Below are 18,269 nucleotides of genomic sequence, written 5' to 3' on the forward strand. Positions count from 1 at the left end.
GAGACGACAACAACGAAAAGCAAAGTTGTTATTATTCAATTAATATGTCATTTCTCTATGTAAATATTACGGCCACGGTTTATTTACCCATACATATAGAGTGGTTTTTTAACGTCTCTTTTACATGGGTAAAGGTAAATTGTGGCGGCATCAAACCACATATACAATGAAAAAAGCATTTACTACAGCCCTGTTACTGGCTTCTTTTACCGCTGCGCAGGCGCAGCTTACCACCACCGCCAGCGGCACCAGCGTTCGTGCCAGGGTAAGCGAGCGGGTAGGGCTTACCGATATCTCCATAGAGTATGGCCGCCCGGCGGTAAAGGGCCGCGAGGGCAAGATATGGGGAGACCTCGTACACACAGGTTTCCAGGACCAGGGCTTTGGCAATGGCAACCCCGCACCATGGAGAGCAGGCGCCAATGAGAACACTATAATTGAATTTGGTACGGATGTGACCATAGAGGGCAGGCCGCTGGCGGCAGGCAAGTACGGCTTCTTTGTGGCCTATGGGCCCGATGCATGTACGCTCATATTCAGCAAGGCCACCAGTAGCTGGGGCAGCTACTTTTACGAGCCGGGCGAGGATGTGCTGCGTGTGCAGGTAAAGCCTGTGAAGCTGAACGAGCTGCGTGAACGCCTCACCTACCAGTTCGGCGATGAGACCGACAGCTCTGCCACCATAAGCTTGGAATGGGAAAAGCTGGCCATACCATTCAAAGTGTCTACTGCGCTGCAGCAGTTGCAGATAGCCTCTTTTGAGCGCGAGCTGAGGGGCGAGAAGGGTTTCGACCCACATGCATTGCAGCAGATGGCCGATTACCTGCAGGAGCATGATATAAGGCTGAACGATGCACTGACCTACATAGAGCGTGCAGAACAGAGCATACCCACATTTGGTGTACTGAGCAGCAAGGCCGATATACTGCGCAAACTGAAGAAGGATGCCCAGGCCGACAGCGTGATGAAGGTAGCTATGGAAAGAGGTACTGCACAGGACGTACACTCCTATGCACGCCGCCTGATGGCCACCGGCAAGAAGCAGCAGGCATACGAGGCCTTTCAGCAGAACTATAAGCGCCACCCCGATGCTTACCTTACCTGTGTAGGTATGGCCAGGGGATGCTCGGCCATAGGCAAAACAAAGGATGCGCTGAAATATGCCAACCTTGCGCTGCCCAAGGCGCCCGATGCCGCCAACAAAAAGATAATTGAGGATATAATAGCCAAACTGAAGGAAGGCAAACAGATATGATGCCCACCAGAAACGATGATACAGAAGGCCCCCGCAAGGGGGCTTTTCGTTAACTGTACTATCTTGCGGCGGTATATATGAGTTACCGCCTGCTGCTATTGGGGATGATGATATTGTGCGCCGCGCATGTATATGCACAGCAGGGCAGAGTAGTAGTGGGGCGTATAGATATAGAGGGCGACCGCATCACCAAACGGAGTGTGATACTGCGGGAGATAGGCATGCACGAGGGAGATATCATACCCCGCGACTCGCTGGAACTGATGGTGAACCGTAATAAGCAGCGTCTCTTCAACCTGCAACTGTTCAATGAGGTGGACCAGGATGTGGTGGACGGCCGTGGAGATACAGTAATATGGTATATACGCGTAAAGGAGCGTTGGTACATCATTCCCATAGGCATACTGCAGTTCGCCGACAGGAACATCAATACATGGTGGGCCGACCAGGGCCACGACCTGCGGCGCATATCGGCAGGGCTTACCGTTACCGACCGCAATTTTCGCGGTGCGCTGGAAACATTGTCCATTACCGCGCAGGCGGGGTATACACAAAAACTGGGGTTGAGCTATATACTGCCCTATGTGAACAAACAGCAGACGCATGGTATAGGCATAACGGGAAGTATGGCCCGCAGCCGGCAGATATACTACACCACGGCCGGCAATAAGCTGCGTTTTGCAGGCGACCTTACAGGGCCGGTGGTATGGCAGCAGGCAGAGGGTGGGCTGTGCTATATACACCGCCCGGGCTATGCCAAAAAACATACTATACAGGCCATATACAAGCGGATATGGGTAGGCGATACGATAGCCATGCTGAACCCCGGATACTTTGCGGATAGCAGCAATGTGGCACGCTTCGCAGAGGTGAACTACCGCTATGAGTACAATGGTGTGGACAACTGGAACTACTCGCTACGGGGCGAAAAACTGGTAGCTACTACTGTAGCGCGGGTAGGGATGGAGGGCATACGGTACCAGGCCTTTGTGAATTATGAGGCGGGTATCTTTCGGGGCATAGGGAAACGCTGGTATGCTGCGGCCATATCGCGCGGGCGACTGATGCTGCCACAGAAGCTGCCCTACTACTTCAGGAACGGGCTGGGTACACAGACCGACTATGTGCGCGGGTATGAATACTATGTGACCGATGGTTATAACTATGGCCTGCTGCGCCTGGACCTGAAAAAGGAACTATTCAGCAGAACGTGGTCGCTGCCGGTACGCTATTTTACGGCCGTGCCTGTGCGTATCTATCCCAAGGTGTTCTTTGATGCCGGGTATATAAATGGCCCGGCACAGAACGGCAATACCCTGAACAACACCCTTATGTACAGCATAGGCGCGGGTGTGGACATAGTGACCCTCTACGATGTGAAGGTGCGGATAGAGCTGGCGCGCAACCACCTGGGGCAAAATGGCCTATATTTACACTTCAATAGCGAATAGAAGATCACGACCATGCTGGTAGCATTATACAACCGTACTTTCGATGAGCAGGATGTACCCTTTCTGCAAAGCATATTCCAGCTGCTGGAAGTGCATAAGCTGCAGGTGGCGATATACAAAGAGTTCTATGAGCGCCTGCTGCCGCATGTGACCTTCAGGGAGCAGCCGCGCACCTTTACCGGCCGCCGCGATCTGCCCGCCAATACCGATATGCTCTTCAGCCTGGGTGGCGATGGCACCATGCTGGATGCCGTATGCTTTGTAGGCAATACCAATATACCTCTTATAGGTGTGAACCTGGGCAGGCTGGGCTTCCTGGCCGCCATACCCGAGGAGGAGGCCGAAGCCGCTATATTATCGCTGGTAAGAGGATCATATACGCTGGAGAAACGTACGCTGCTGCACCTGGATGCCAGTATACCGCTCTTCAATGGCGCACCCTTTGCGCTGAACGAGTTCACTATACACCGGCAGGACACTTCCTCCATGATCAAGATACACACTTACCTGAACGGTGAGTTCCTCAATACCTATTGGTCTGACGGGCTTATAGTGGCCACGCCTACGGGGTCTACAGGTTATTCGCTTAGCTGTGGCGGACCGGTGGTGTTTCCGCAGGCATCCAGTTTCGTTATCACTCCTGTAGCGCCGCACAACCTCAATACCCGCCCCATAGTAGTGCCCGACGATAATGTGATCTCGTTCGAGATAGAAGGGCGGTCGGAACATTTCCTGTGTACGCTGGATGCGCGTACCGAGACCATTCGCAGCAATGTGCAGCTGGCCGTGAAGAAGGAGAGCTTCATGGTATCGCTGGTGCGGCCCGATGAGCATAATTTCCTCAAGACCATTCGCCAAAAACTGTACTGGGGTATAGATAAGCGCAATTAGTTCGGTAATGCGATAAACGATAATGTGGTAATGCGACCTTTTGATGTGCGGAAAGGGTTAGCTATTTTTAGCAGGTAACATACTGCATATGGAGCCATTTTTCGTTCACCCCGATATCGCCAGGGCACATACTTTATCTACCGCTTTCTATACCGATGCCGTATACCACAATGCCGCTAAGGAGCGCATTTTTGCACCCTCGTGGCAGTATGTGGCCGATGCAGGTGTGGTGCAGGACAGTGGCGCTGCATATCCCTTTACACTGCTGGAAGGGCATATGGACGAGCCCCTGCTGCTGACCAATGATAGCGGCACGCTGCGGTGCATGAGTAATGTATGCACGCACAGGGGAAATATACTGGTGAACAAGCCCTGCAAGCTGCGCAATATACGATGTGGCTACCATGGCCGCCAGTTCGCGCTGGATGGTAAGTTCCTGTCCATGCCCGAGTTCAGGGAGGTAGAGGATTTCCCCTCGCCTGCCGACGACCTGCATACGCTGCCTGTGTTCCGCTGGGGGCCTATGATGTTCACATCCCTGCTGCGGGAGCTGGCCGTAGAACAGGTGTTCGGCGAAATGATGGAGCGCATACACTGGTACCCCATTGATAGACTGGTACTGCGGCAGGAGTTGTCGAAGGACTACAAGGTAGCGGCCAACTGGGCGCTCTACTGCGAGAACTACCTGGAAGGTTTCCATATCCCATTTGTGCACGAGGGGCTGAACAAGGCGTTGGACTTTGGGGAATATACCACAGAGCTGTTCCGGTACTCTAACCTGCAACTGGGTATAGGCAAAGATGGTGATGTATGCTTCGACCTGCCGGAGACATCTGCGGACCATGGCAAGAAGGTAGCGGCCTACTATTTTTGGGTGTTCCCCAATATGATGTTCAATTTTTACCCCTGGGGCTTGTCGCTGAACATAGTGCGGCCTGCCGGTATAAGCGAGTGTACGGTCTCCTTCCTTACTTATGTGATGGACGAAAGCAAGCTGGGTGCTGGTGCCGGCAGTGGGTTGGACGAGGTAGAGCTGGAAGATGAGGAGGTAGTGCAGCAGGTGCAGCGGGGTGTTCGGTCGCGTTTCTACCGGCATGGGCGATATTCTGCCACGCGGGAGCAGGGCACACACCATTTTCACCGCCTGATAGCAGAATTCATGGGCAAGTAAAGAGGGGGCGGAAAACCTCATTTTTACATAAACCACTAGGTAATAAGCCGTTAGGTTTTTATGCGCCAGAATGCATGAGCGATATGCGCATGTGTGTGGAAAAGAAATTCATCTGTGCATTTGAAACATTGAACAATTATTATATTTTTGATAATAATTGATGTGCTTTATCCAAACGTTTTGTGAAAAAGGCACGTCACTATATAATTAATAGGCGCATAGTGTCATTTTCAGAAAGGTCCATGAGAACACCCATACTTGATATTTCCCGCAGGTCAATTGCCAGGGCTGTCACTACCTGTGCATTTTTGCTGGCGGGTACCATGGGGGCAAGTGCCCAGATAAATGTGAACCAGAACCAGACCGCAGCAGCGCTGGCCACAGCCCTTACCGGCACAGGTGTATTGGTACTGAGCCCCACCCTTACCTGCGATACGGGCGCCAATGGCACCTTTACCACGGTGGTAGACCCCATAGGGGTATCTAACGGTATAGTGCTTACCAGCGGATCGGCCAATGCCATAGCAGCGCCTGCCAGTACCTTTGAGAGCGTAGGACATACGCCCTCGCTTTCTGATGCCGACCTGGCCACACTGGCTGCAGGTACCACCAATGATGCCTGCGTGCTGGAGTTCGACTTCAAAGCGGCGGGAGATACGGTAAAATTCAATTATGTGTTCGCCTCGGAGGAATATCCCGAGTTCGCCTGTTCCAGCTTCAACGACGTTTTCGGCTTTCTTATTTCGGGTGGTGTCACTTCCCCGCCCACATCTTATCCCACGCCTTACAACATAGCGCGCGTACCCGGCACCAATATACCTGTATGTATCAATAGTGTGAACTCTGCGCCCACAGGTACCAGCTATGCCATAGCTACCTGCAATGCATTAGGCCCCGGCTCGCCCTTCAATATGTACTATATCGATAATTCGGCAAGTACACTACTGGTGTATGACGGTAAGACCACCGTGCTCACCGCTATAGCTGCAGTGAGCCCCTGCGATACCTACCACCTGAAGATAGGTATAGCCGATGTGGGCGATAATGCCTACAACTCGGGTGTGTTCATAAAGGGAGGCAGCCTTACCTCTACCGTACCTACCACCATCACGGCTACAGGTACCAGCGGCCTGCCTTATTGCATTCGCGGCTGCAATCCGGGCAACTTTGTTTTCTCTATACCCGAAGAGCAGGATACCAATGTAGTGGTACACTTCAACATACTGGGCACAGCGGTGAACGGCTTCGACTATACCTGGATACCCGATAGCGTGATAATACCCGCATCGGCCACGTCTACCATACTGAATATCAATACATTGCCGGTGCCGCCCACTGGGCCTAAGGTGGTGACGCTGGAGATCCTTAAAGAAGATCCCTGTCATCCCGGGATATTCACACCCGTTGCTACGGCCAGCCTCACCATACTCGACTCTTTCAACTTCCATATCCTTACCCCCGATACCTCTATCTGTGCGGGGCAGTACGTACATGTCATAGCTACCGGCGATACCATGTTCGCCCCCATACTCGATTATCACTGGCTGCCCTCTGCCTCGGTAAGTGACGATACTATGCTGATAGTAGACGTGACACCCGTCGTCACCACTACCTACTCGCTTATAGTGACGGCCGACCCCGCGCTGGGTTGTACTCCGCAGATAAAAACGATAACGGTCTCCATTTTCCCCAACCCTGTACTGACGGTAGACTCGCCGCTGGTGAAGACCTGCGTAGGTACAGGAGTGCCATTGCATGTATATGTGTCGCCACCCGGTACGCCCTATACATATACATGGTCGCCGGGTACGGACCTCAGTGGTACCACCATATATAACCCTGTGGTCACGCCCTCTGTAGCCGGCGATGTGACCTATACTGTGACGGTATACCCCACAGCATTACCCGCCTGCGCCAGTACGGCCAATGTGACCGTGCATACCCTGCCCAACGACTTTGTGCTGCACAACACAGATACAGCGATATGCATAGGTGAATTTGTACAGGCCGATATAACAGGCTCTTCGGAGTTCAACTGGCTGTGGACACCACCTACAGGTGTGTCCGATCCGGGTATAATGGAGCCCACGCTGACACCTACCATCAATACTACCTATACCGTTACGGCATCGTACGCTCATTGCCCCGATATGGTACACAGCTTCTACATAGAGGTAGATACCCCTGCGCCCCTGGTGGTAGTGTATGATACCATATGCCTGCCCATGACCTATACCATAGACCTGACCGTACCGGGCAGTACAGGCATAGGCAATGGCTACTACCACTACCAGTGGTCGCCGGCCACCTATGTGAGCAATGATACGCTTCCCAACCCTGTGATAATGCCCACGGTAGGCGGCTCGCATGTATATACGGTGACGGTGCAGCCACATGCAGCGAGCTGTGCCGTGAATGACATCATAAACCTGTATGTACTACCCAATACCATAGACCTGATGCCGGATACGGCCATATGTAAGGGCCGTTCGGTGCAGATAGTGGCCACAGGCGATCCGCTGTTCCAGTACCAATGGCTGCCGACGGCGGGTATACCCATATCCAATGTGCTGGCGCCGCTCATTACGCCCGATACATCGGCACTGTACAAGGTGCGGGTATCTTTCCACCTCTGCCCCGAATTCTACGACTCTGTGATGATAGATGTGCAGCCTAATCCTGTGGTATATGCAGGTGGCAGCAGGTTCGTGTGCGAGGCCGATACCATACGCCTGAAAGCCTCTGTGATGCCGGACTGGTATACGCACTACAGCTACGACTGGGCCCCGGCCACTCATATAGATCACCCGAACGATAAGGCCGCCGTACTGACCGGTGTGGCCAATGAGACCATCATACTTACCGTATCTACGCCTGCGGGCTGCTATGGTATGGATTCGGCACACATCATAGTGCTGCCCGGCAATTTTGCCAAGATGATACCCAGCATGGACTTCTGCCCGCACGATAGCGCGGTGCTGATACCGGAGGGTGGTGTTTCTTACCAGTGGCTGCCCGACCTGTACCTGAGCGAGGCCAATGCTGCCCGACCAGTGATAAAGCCCATTACCGACCAGAGCTACAGCATAGTGGCCACCAGCGCCGACGGCTGTAAGGATACTGTATACTTCAGCGCATATGTACACCCCGGCGCGGTCATATTCCTGGAAGATTCTGTGACACTGCATCCGGGGGAGACGTACCAGATAGATCCTGAGACGAATGCTACATCGGTATCGTGGAGCCCATCTGGTGGCCTCAATAGCCGCTATATAGTGAACCCCATAGCATCGCCTGCCATCAGCACTAAATATGTGATAACAGGTGTGACAGAATATGGCTGCAAAACAAAAGATTCGATAAACATAAATGTGAGCGAAGAGACACTGATCGGCGTTCCGAACGCGTTCAGTCCGGGAACAGGCGTGAATAACGAATTTAAAATTATAAAGCGCGGTCTTGCGTCATTGAATTATTTCCGTATTTTCAACCGTTGGGGGAACGTAGTGTTCGAAACCACTGATATTGAGAAGGGTTGGAACGGTGAATACAAGGGAGTGCCACAGCCTGTAGGCGTATATGTGTACATGATAGAAGGTACGGCCAAGTCAGGAAAAATATTTAAAAAACAAGGAAACGTAACATTATTACGATAATTTTACCACGATAATTCAAGAAGATGAATACAAAGAATATCATAACCCGTTCGATCTTAACGACCGCTATCGCTGTAAGTGCGTCTGCTGTATCCGCGCAGGATATACATTTTACCCAGTTCGATATGGCACCGCTGGTGGTGAATCCCGCGTTCACAGGCATGTTCGATGGTACTGCCCGTGCGGGTGGTATCTACAGGAGCCAGTGGGGTAGTGTCACTGTTCCTTATGTGACCATGGGCGCGCATGCAGATATGCCGCTGTATGCCGACCAGAGCGGAGGCTATATGGCTGCCGGTCTGCAGGTGTTCAACGACAAGGCGGGCGATGGTAATCTTCAGAATTTCACAGGTCTTCTTTCGCTTGCCTACCACAAGACCATGGGCGAAAGGAACGAGATAGCCGTAGGTATGCAGGGTGGCTATGCCCAGAAGAGCATAGACCTGTCCAAGCTGTACTTCGGCGATGAGTTCATCAACGGTACGGCCAGTGGCGGTTCATCTGCAGAGTATGGCCTTGGCGTAGGCAACCAGGTGAGCTACTTCCTGATAAATGCAGGTGTTAGCTATGCTGGATCTAACAGCGACGGCTCGTTCGGCTATGTGATAGGCCTTGGCGCCAACAATATTAACCAACCCAACGACGCCCTGCTGAAGAAGCAGAACAGCGATGTGGGCCTGGATATGCGCTTCACCGGTCAGCTGGGTCTTACCGTAAAGACCAACGACAGGTTCAGCCTGCGCCCTGCGCTGCTGTTCCAGTCGCAGTCATCGGCCACAGAGGTGATAGGCGGTAATGAATTCATGTACTATGTAGGCAATGAGCCCGGTTACAACAACTTCTCTACAGCAGTATTCCTGGGCGGCTGGTACCGCAGCGGCGATGCCGTGATGATAACAGGCGGTGTGGAGTTCAAGGGTGTACGCATAGGCCTTGGCTATGACTATAATATCTCCTCGCTCAACTCTGCCAGCAATGGCAATGGCGGCTTTGAAATAGCTCTGCGCTATATAGCGCCATACCCGCTGAAATTCGCGGGTAAGCGTGTGGTTCCTTGCCAGCGGTTCTGATCAGGAAAATATTCTTATATTTGAAGGGCTAAAAAAAGTTTTTTTTAAAAGCCCTTCTTTTTTTTAAAACTGATTTATACTTTTATATCCATTAACAACGCTCACGCACATGAGAAAAAATTGGCTGTACCTGTTTTTAGTAACATTGATCGTTATTGCCCCGTTTCATGCCGATGCCCAGAAAAATATGAAGGAAAAGTACCGTAATAAAGGTAATGACCCCCTTTCCAGTCTTTCTTACGGTAAAAAAATGAATTGGGCCGATCAACTGTATCTTCACGGCAGCTACTTCAATGCGATAGATTACTACCAGCAGTTAAAGCAACAGGATGAGCGTAACCCATACATCACATGGCAGCTTGCAGAGTGTTACCGCGCTACCCGCGATTATGTACTTGCTGCACACTACTATACAGAAGTAAAGAACATGGGTAAGGGTCTGTACCCTTATGCTGCATACTATGCGGGCCTGATGTACAAGCAGCAGTGCGAGTACAAACTGGCCATAGAGTCGTTCAACGAGTTTCTGAACGATAACAAGAAGAACGCTGTGAAGAAGGCGCCGAACCCAATAGCCTCGATAGAGAACAACCTGGACAGGACGCCCGACCCCAAGTATACCAAGATACTGAAGAAGCTGATAAAGAAAGAGATAGAAGGCTGCGAAATGGCCATCAAATCTCTGAAAGACCCTCAGCCAGCTACCCTGATAAATGCCGGCCCGAATGTGAACAGCTCTTATACAGAACTGTCTCCGTATCCGCTTGGCGACTCGGCCCTGCTGTTCAGCACTCTGGGTCGCAATCAGGCCACCCGTAATACATTCATAGGTCGTAAGGATCTGATAGAAACAGATACATGGAGCGAGAGCCAGTACAAGGATAAATTCATGTACTCTCATAAGCAGGCCGGTTTCGTAGATTCTTTCCAGTGGCCACTGCCTTTCTGGGATGGTCACTTCAATGATGATAATTTCCACACAGGTAACGGTTGCTGGTCGCCCGATGGTACAAGGTTCTATTTCTCTAAGTGCTATGTAGATGAGGCCGACTCAATGAAGACCAAGTGTAACATCTACTATTCTGTTTTCCAGGAAAGGGGATGGAGCAATCCGGTTCAGCCTGAGATAGGAGAGTTCGGTACCAATACTATGCCTTATGTGGCCAAGGTAGGTAAGAAAGAAGTACTGTTCTTCGCATCGAGCCGCAAGCTGCAGAGCAAGGGTGGATGGGATATATGGTACTCTATCATAGACCCGAGGGACCAGCGTTTCGGTCGTCCGCAGAACTGTGGTAAGGTGGTGAACACCAAGATGGACGAGCTGACGCCATACTACGATCCGCGCGAGGGTAAACTGTACTTCGCATCGAGCGGTCAGGTATCTATGGGTGGTCTGGACGTATACAGCGCTACAGGTGGTCCTTCTCGTTACAGGGATCTTAAGAACCTCGGTTATCCTTATAATACTTGCGCTGACGAGTTGTACTTCATCCTCGATCCCGTGGGCAAACCTGATGGCTACCTGGTATCGAACCGTATAGGTTCTTACGCACTGAAGAACCCTACCTGCTGTAACGACATCTGGCGTATACAGAGGGAGCCAAGGCTGGTAGTGATGGGTAAGGTAGTGGGCAAGAGGAGCGGAGACCTGATGACCGAGAGCGTAGTGAAGATGACAGACCAGAACGGTGATATGCGTACATACAATTCTGAAGATGGTAAGTTCCTCTTCAATATGTCGCGCACACACTCTTATGTGATCACTGCCGATAAGCCCGGTTACACTTCTTCGCGTGCTACGGTGAGCACTATGGAGATCAAGCGTTCCGATCCTGATGATACCGTTACCGTTACTATCTTCCTCGATAGTATCAGGAACAGCTTCAGCGTGAGCAACATCTATTATGAATACGACAAGTCGACCCTGCGTCCAGAGTCTGTAGCATCGCTCGATTCTGTTGTACACTTCCTCGCCGATAACCCTTCTATATCTGTAGAGATCTATTCTTATACAGACTCTAAGGGTAAGGACGACTACAACCTGGCTCTGTCTCAGCGTCGTGCCCAGGCCGTGCTCGACTACTTGGAGAAGAACGGTATAGACCGTGGCAGGATGACCGCCAAGGGCTTTGGTAGCAAGAACGCTGTAGCGCCGAACTCTGTGAATGGCAAGGATAACCCCGCAGGTCGTATGGCCAACCGCCGTACCGAGTTCCGCATAGTTACAGATGTGCCTACACGCCGCGTGATATACAACAGCGCACTGCCCGGTACTATGGACCAGCAGGACCGCAACCTGTCGGTAGAGCCGCAGGGCCTCGAAGACGAGCCTGCCAATGGCAAGCCCGGTGCTAATGATGATGACGAATAATTGTCTCACACAGACATAGAATATAGAAAGGCCGCACACACAGTGCGGCCTTTTTGTTTCCCATTAGAAAGGGGAGGTGTCCACTTTTTTTAGGGCTGTTTAAAAGATCATCGTTACCTGACAGGGGGAAGTGAAACGCCCGTACAGACTCGTTGTTTCGCGCACAAAAGCGTTGATAGGCGCATAAAAGAAATGGCCCACCGGGCAGGCGGGCCATTTACTATGTTATTGTTTTCGGATCTTACTTGGCGAATTCCGCCCTTATCACGTTCAGTGCGCCACCGGCCCTGAACCACTCTATCTGCTGTTCGTTGTAGGTATGGTTCACGATCATCTCGTCGGTAGTGCCGTCGGCATGGTTCAGTACTACAGTAAGCTGTACACCGGGTGCGAAGGTGGTAAGGCCTATCACATCTATGGTGTCGTCTTCCTGTATCTTGTCATAGTCGGCCTTGTCGTTGAAGGTGATGGCAAGCATGCCCTGCTTTTTCAGGTTGGTCTCGTGTATACGGGCAAAGCTCTTTACCAGTATCACGTTCACACCCAGGTGGCGTGGTTCCATGGCTGCGTGCTCGCGGCTGCTGCCCTCGCCATAGTTCTCGTCGCCTACCACTATGCTGCCTATACCTGCGGCCTTGTATGCGCGCTGCACCTTTGGTACCTCGTCATATGCACCTGTAAGCTGGTTCTTTACCTTGTTGGTGTCCATATTGAAAGCGTTCACGGCGCCTATCAGCATGTTGTTCGATATATTATCGAGGTGGCCACGGTATTTCAGCCATGGACCGGCCATAGATATGTGGTCGGTAGTACACTTGCCGAATGCTTTTATCAGCAGCCTCAGGCCATGGTAGTTCAGTCCGTTCCATGCTGCGAATGGTTCCAGCAGTTGCAGGCGGTCGCTGGTGGGGCTTACTATCACCTGTACATTTGAGCCATCGGCGGCAGGAGCATCATAACCCGGATCTTCTACATCAAAGCCGCGTGGAGGCATTTCGTAGCCCTTGGGCTCGTCCAGCATCACTTCTTCGCCCTTGTCGTTCATCAGCTTATCTTTCAGCGGGTTGAAGGACAGGCTGCCCGATATGGCGAATGCCGTAACTATCTCCGGCGATGCCACGAAAGCATGCGTAGAAGAAAGTCCGTCATTACGTTTTGCGAAGTTGCGGTTGAAGGAAGTAACTATGGTGTTCTTCTTGGCAGGGTCGTTCACATGGCGCGCCCACTGGCCTATGCAGGGACCGCAGGCGTTGGCCAGTACCACACCGCCCATTTTATCGAACGTGCCCAGGAAACCGTCGCGCTCTATGGTGTAACGTACCATTTCCGAACCGGGTGTGATGGTATATTCGCTCTTTGCCTTCAGGCCTTTGCTCATAGCGTTCTCTGCTATATATGCCGCGCGCGATATATCTTCGTAAGAAGAGTTGGTGCAAGAGCCTATCAGGGCCACTTCCACTGCATCGGGCCAGCCGTTCTCCCTTACTGCATCGGCCATCTTGCTGATGGGCGTTGCCAGGTCTGGGGTGAAAGGTCCGTTCACATATGGTTCCAGCTCGTCCAGGTTTATCTCTATCAGCTGGTCGTAGTATGCACTTGGGTTGTCGTAAACTTCCTGGTCGGGGCGCAGGTCGGCTATCACGGCATTTGCCAGTTCGGCCACATCGGCACGGTTGGTGCCGCGCAGGTAGTCGGCCATTTTCTCGTCGTAGGCGAACATAGAGCATGTAGCGCCTATCTCGGCGCCCATGTTGCATATAGTGGCCTTGCCGGTACAGCTAAGGCTGTCGGCGCCATCGCCAAAGTATTCTACTATAGCGCCTGTACCACCTTTTACGGTCAGTATACCGGCTACGCGCAGTATTATGTCTTTGGCCGATGTCCAGCCGCTCATTTTGCCGGTCAGCTTCACGCCTATCAGTTTGGGCATTTTCAGCTCCCATGGCAGACCCGCCATTACGTCTACGGCATCAGCGCCGCCTACGCCTATGGCTATCATGCCCAGGCCGCCGGCATTGGGGGTGTGGCTGTCGGTACCTATCATCATACCACCGGGGAAGGCGTAGTTCTCCAGCACTACCTGGTGTATGATGCCCGCACCTGCGCGCCAGAAACCGATACCATACTTGTTGGATATGGAAGCGAGGAAGTCGTACACTTCCTTGTTCACATCTACGGCGGTGGCCAGGTCGGCAGCAGCGCCTACTTTGGCCTGTATCAGGTGATCGCAATGCACCGTACTGGGCACTGCTACCTTTGCACGGCCGCAAGTGCTGAACTGCAGCAGCGCCATCTGTGCCGTAGCATCCTGCATGGCCACGCGGTCGGGGGCGAAGTTCACATAGTCCTTACCCCTTACATAGGCCGCATTAGCGGGCTCGTATGAGTGAGAGTACAATACTTTTTCTGCCAGTGTGAGCGGGCGGCCCAGTATCGCCCGGGCGGCTGCTACTTTTCCGGGTAGTTCCTTGTATACTTTCCGGATGAGTTCAATGTCGAATGCCATGTGTTGGGAGCTTCTTTTAATAAGTCTTTTAGAGGTTGCGAAGTTACGGATCCTGTAATAAATATTAAAATTCGGGAATAATGACTTTTTGCCTGCAGAAAGATATATCATATTGAGCAAAAGGTAGTTCGAAAGATATACGGCCAGTAGCCGTTACTGCTTTTAGGGCATTTTGAAAATGTGGACCTATTACCGGCCTCACGACCTACTTACAGATCATTTCCGTATTATTTTTGTGTACTATGTTACTGAGGACAAGGCGTGGACTATTGTTTTGCCTGCTGCTATTGGTGGGAAGTATCTACTTATGTAAGCGGCTGCTTACAAAGCCGGACAAGAACGAGTTCCATGTGCCGGAAAAGAACATGTTCGTTTTCCCTGGTCTGATGGGGCCATCATCACCATCGGTGCTGCCCGAGAGGCAAATGGCCTCGTGGGGAAAATACCATGTAGATAATAGAAGCGCATTGGCGGTATTGCTCACAGATACGCTGTCGCACTGGATAGGCATAGCTCATGGCCTGAAGGGCATAGGCGTACCCTTCACCATAACGACAGATGTGGCAGAGGCCGTAAAGCACAAGGTGGTACTGGTATATCCGCTCATATCGGGCAAGGTGCTGAACAGGGAGCAACTGCAAGCCATAGCAGCAATACCCAGGAATGGCGGAACACTTATAGCCACAAATGTGTATGGTGGGGGACTGAATGCGGTCTTTGGCTATGAAGAGATAGCAGAGTCGAACAACAGGAGCAGATTGAAGCTGCAGATGAACGACAAAATACCTCAGTTCAACGATATATTCTCTGATGTTATAGATGCCGAGATCATAGTGGCCGGAACTGCGAAAGAGGATGCCATAGCTACTATGGGATATACGAAGGCCGAAACTCCATTGGTAGCATATGACGATGGTACTGCATGCATGACATATAGAGACTATGGTAGTGGCAAGGCCTATGCCTTAGGCCTGGATATAGGCAACTACTTCCGCAGGAATATGAACGGCAGAGGCTTTGACCCCAACAGGGCCTATGTGAACAACTATGAGGCAGGTGTGGACATTCTGTTGCGAATGCTGAAAGAGATATATACTACAGGCAACCCCGATGCGGTGACCATATGGCCGGTACCATTCAACAGGCCTTTCTCAATGATGATGACGCATGATGTCGATTATACAAAGTCGATAGTGAATGCTGCCACCTATGCAGCTATGGAGAAACAATTCAGGATAAAGGCGACCTATTTCATACAGACCAAATACATCAAGGACTGGAACGATGATATCTTTTTCAATGAAAACAATATAAAATATCTGCAGCAGATACATAGGGCAGGCATGGAAATAGCCAGCCATTCTGTTGCGCATTCCAAAGTATTCTCGAAATTTCCGATGGGCACAGGAAATGAGTCTTATCCCGATTACAGACCTTTTGTTTTCGACCGGGAGCATACCTATAACGGAAGCATCTTAGGGGAACTAAGGGTAAGTAAATTCCTGTTGGAACGAAATACGGACAGTGGCATAGTACGATCGTTCAGGCCGGGACACCTGCAATATCCTTTTGGTATATCGCAGGCATTGATGGCCACAGGTTATCGCAACAGCTCTTCTATCACTGCAGGTAATGCCCAGACCGCGCTTCCCTTTATGCTTACATACAACAGGGATCTTGAGACCGAGACCGATATCGTAGAGTTCCCGGTAGCTGTGGAGGACGAACTGGGCCTGCCCATGCTGGAAAGGGTAGACAGCACATTTCTACTGGCAAAAAAACTATCGAAATATGGTGGGGCGCTGAATATCCTGATACATACGGATATATGCGGGCAGAAAATGGAATACGAAAAGCGGGTACTGACCCAACTGAGGGACACGGCCTGGACCACTACTATAGGCGAATACGGCAACTGGTGGCGGCAAAGGAACAAGATAAAGGTGAGCGTGGACCGTGTTGCCGGCCAGCCGGTAGTGAGTATCGATAATGGTGGGGAAAAAGTACAGGGGATAACCATACATGTTCCCGCCGGCTGGCAATTGCACGACAATGCGGGCAATGTGCATCAAACAGCAAATGCGATCGTCATCGATGAGTTGAGCAGCCCTATGATATTGAATTTCAGGGAGAAGAGATAAGGTGATGCTTCTGTACACAGGTGTGCTGCTGGTTATGGCCTTGTCAATATGCCTCATATTTTTGTCAGCATAGCGGAAAATCATTTTTTTTGTGTCGGGATCATGTGAACACTACAATGTCTAATACTATTAAGAAATATGCCATCATAGTAGCCGGTGGAAAGGGCGTAAGGATGGCCAGCTCGATACCTAAACAATTCATGCCGCTGATGGGTATACCGGTATTATGTCATTCTGTACTGGCATTCTCTCATGCCTTTCCCGATATCCGCATCATTCTCGTTACCCCGGCCGACCAGGTGAACGGTGTACACACCATACTGAAGTCGTATATAGGCGACCGGCAGGTGACCTGTGTGGCCGGTGGAGAAACAAGATTCCATAGTGTGCAGAGCGGCCTGAAGGCCATAAAGAACGATGGTGTGGTGTTCGTACACGATGGTGTGCGCCCGCTGGTATCGCAAGAGCTGATATACAGGTGCTACGAAAGCGCCCTGGACCACGGCAGCGCCATACCCGTAATGCCCGTAACAGATAGTATGCGGCTGGTAGACGAGGATGGCGACTCGCACCCCGTGAACCGCGATAACCTGCGCATAGTGCAAACGCCGCAGACCTTTATGAGCCACCTGATATTACCTGCCTTCGACCGTCCGTACGACCCTGCCTTTACCGATGAGGCTACCGTGGTAGAGGCTCATGGGCATAGAGTACGACTGGTAGCCGGCGACAGGGACAATATAAAGATCACCACACCGGGCGATATGGTGATAGCCGAAACATTGCTAAAGACCAGCTCCTGATGCTGCGCCGGGCACACTATATGATATGCCTGTGTATGATGCTGGCATGGGCTCGCCCGGGAAGTGTGTATGCGCAGGCCCAGCCCGTGCCCGACTCGTTAAGTGTGTTCAGCCAGCCTATTTCGCTCGATCCTGTGATGATAAAAAGTTCGTTCGATGTGAATGCCTTCATTCGCCGCGTAAAGAACGACACTACTTTTTACAAGGCCTTTCGCAGCATGCACCTGGTACCGTATACCTCTGTGAACGATATAGCGGTGTACGACAAGAAAGGGCGCGTAACGGCATCGCAGCACAGCAAGGCCCGGCAGGATATAGAGAACAACTGCCGCACCATGACGTTTACCGAGCAGCGTACCACGGGCGACTATTACAAAAAGAACGGCGAGAACAATTACTATACCACCGCCCTGTTCGACTACCTGTTCGTGACCAAAGGCAAGGTGTGCAACGAGGACGATATAGTGGCGGGCAAGATGCATGCCTATGGCGAGGGTCGGATGGAGAAAAGCAAATACGAGCTGAAGCAACTTATCTTCAACCCCGGCAGCAAAGTAGCCGGCATACCCTTTATGGCCGACAGGGCATCGATATTCGACGAGGATGAGGCGCGGAAATACGATTTCAAAATATCGCAGGTGGCACTGGATGGGGTGGACTGCTATATGTTCCGTATAACGCCGAAGAAGGGCTATGAACGTAAGGTGATATACAACGAGCTTACCACCTGGTTCCGCCGGAGCGACCACACCATACTGGCGCGCGACCATTCGCTTTCCTACAGCACATTGGTATACGACTTCGATGTAACGATGAAGGTGCGTACCGTGCAGATAGGCGAAAAAATATATCCCTCCTATATCTCTTACAACGGAGATTGGCATATATTCACCAAAAAAAGAGAAAGGGTAAAGTTCACGGTAGGCATCAGCTACTAGCATACAAGATGATGTT

The 18,269-nt window shown here is 51.4% G+C and carries 11 protein-coding genes; 10 read left to right on the plus strand and 1 reads right to left on the minus strand.

Annotation, left to right across the window (positions count from 1 at the left end; genetic code table 11):
* Positions 1-166 precede the first annotated feature (166 nt).
* The 7 genes from ABD843_RS11390 (at position 167) to ABD843_RS11420 (ending at position 11,865) form a co-directional block, all read left to right on the plus strand.
* Complete coding sequence (locus tag ABD843_RS11390) at positions 167-1,255, plus strand: DUF2911 domain-containing protein (protein ID WP_345083204.1); 1,089 nt, start codon at positions 167-169, stop codon at positions 1,253-1,255.
* A gap of 77 nt (positions 1,256-1,332) precedes the next feature.
* The gene (locus ABD843_RS11395) at positions 1,333-2,706 is read left to right on the plus strand and encodes a POTRA domain-containing protein (protein WP_345083207.1); all 1,374 of its coding nucleotides are present in this window, start codon (positions 1,333-1,335) and stop codon (positions 2,704-2,706) included.
* A gap of 12 nt (positions 2,707-2,718) precedes the next feature.
* Positions 2,719-3,597: an NAD kinase gene (locus ABD843_RS11400; protein WP_345083210.1), complete on the plus strand. Its 879-nt coding sequence runs from the start codon at positions 2,719-2,721 to the stop codon at positions 3,595-3,597.
* Positions 3,598-3,685: 88 nt separating this feature from the next.
* Positions 3,686-4,768: an aromatic ring-hydroxylating oxygenase subunit alpha gene (locus ABD843_RS11405; RefSeq protein ID WP_345083213.1), complete on the plus strand. Its 1,083-nt coding sequence runs from the start codon at positions 3,686-3,688 to the stop codon at positions 4,766-4,768.
* A gap of 242 nt (positions 4,769-5,010) precedes the next feature.
* Positions 5,011-8,424, plus strand: coding sequence for a choice-of-anchor L domain-containing protein (locus ABD843_RS11410; protein WP_345083216.1), 3,414 nt, complete (start codon positions 5,011-5,013; stop codon positions 8,422-8,424).
* 23 nt (positions 8,425-8,447) lie between these two features.
* Positions 8,448-9,494, plus strand: coding sequence for a PorP/SprF family type IX secretion system membrane protein (locus ABD843_RS11415; protein ID WP_345083219.1), 1,047 nt, complete (start codon positions 8,448-8,450; stop codon positions 9,492-9,494).
* A 250-nt stretch (positions 9,495-9,744) separates the two neighbouring features.
* The gene (locus ABD843_RS11420; protein WP_345083222.1) at positions 9,745-11,865 is read left to right on the plus strand and encodes an OmpA family protein; all 2,121 of its coding nucleotides are present in this window, start codon (positions 9,745-9,747) and stop codon (positions 11,863-11,865) included.
* Between the two features lie 241 nt (positions 11,866-12,106).
* Here the strand turns inward: ABD843_RS11420 and ABD843_RS11425 are convergent, their stop codons facing one another.
* Positions 12,107-14,371, minus strand: a complete 2,265-nt coding sequence (locus tag ABD843_RS11425) for an aconitate hydratase (protein ID WP_345083225.1) — start codon at positions 14,369-14,371, stop codon at positions 12,107-12,109.
* Positions 14,372-14,613: 242 nt separating this feature from the next.
* Between ABD843_RS11425 and ABD843_RS11430 the strand changes: the two genes are divergently transcribed.
* The 3 genes from ABD843_RS11430 to ABD843_RS11440 all read left to right on the plus strand — a co-directional run bounded on the left by ABD843_RS11430 (position 14,614) and on the right by ABD843_RS11440 (position 18,253).
* Positions 14,614-16,512, plus strand: coding sequence for a polysaccharide deacetylase family protein (locus ABD843_RS11430; protein WP_345083228.1), 1,899 nt, complete (start codon positions 14,614-14,616; stop codon positions 16,510-16,512).
* Positions 16,513-16,628: 116 nt separating this feature from the next.
* On the plus strand, positions 16,629-17,315 hold the full coding sequence (locus tag ABD843_RS11435) for a 2-C-methyl-D-erythritol 4-phosphate cytidylyltransferase (RefSeq protein ID WP_345083230.1): 687 nt from the start codon (positions 16,629-16,631) through the stop codon (positions 17,313-17,315).
* The gene (locus ABD843_RS11440; RefSeq protein WP_345083233.1) at positions 17,315-18,253 is read left to right on the plus strand and encodes a hypothetical protein; all 939 of its coding nucleotides are present in this window, start codon (positions 17,315-17,317) and stop codon (positions 18,251-18,253) included. The genes ABD843_RS11435 and ABD843_RS11440 overlap by 1 nt, the downstream gene beginning before the upstream one ends.
* The last annotated feature ends 16 nt before the right edge of the window (positions 18,254-18,269 follow it).

The organism is Nemorincola caseinilytica (genome assembly GCF_039540515.1).
In the GTDB taxonomy this organism is placed as follows: domain Bacteria; phylum Bacteroidota; class Bacteroidia; order Chitinophagales; family Chitinophagaceae; genus Nemorincola; species Nemorincola caseinilytica.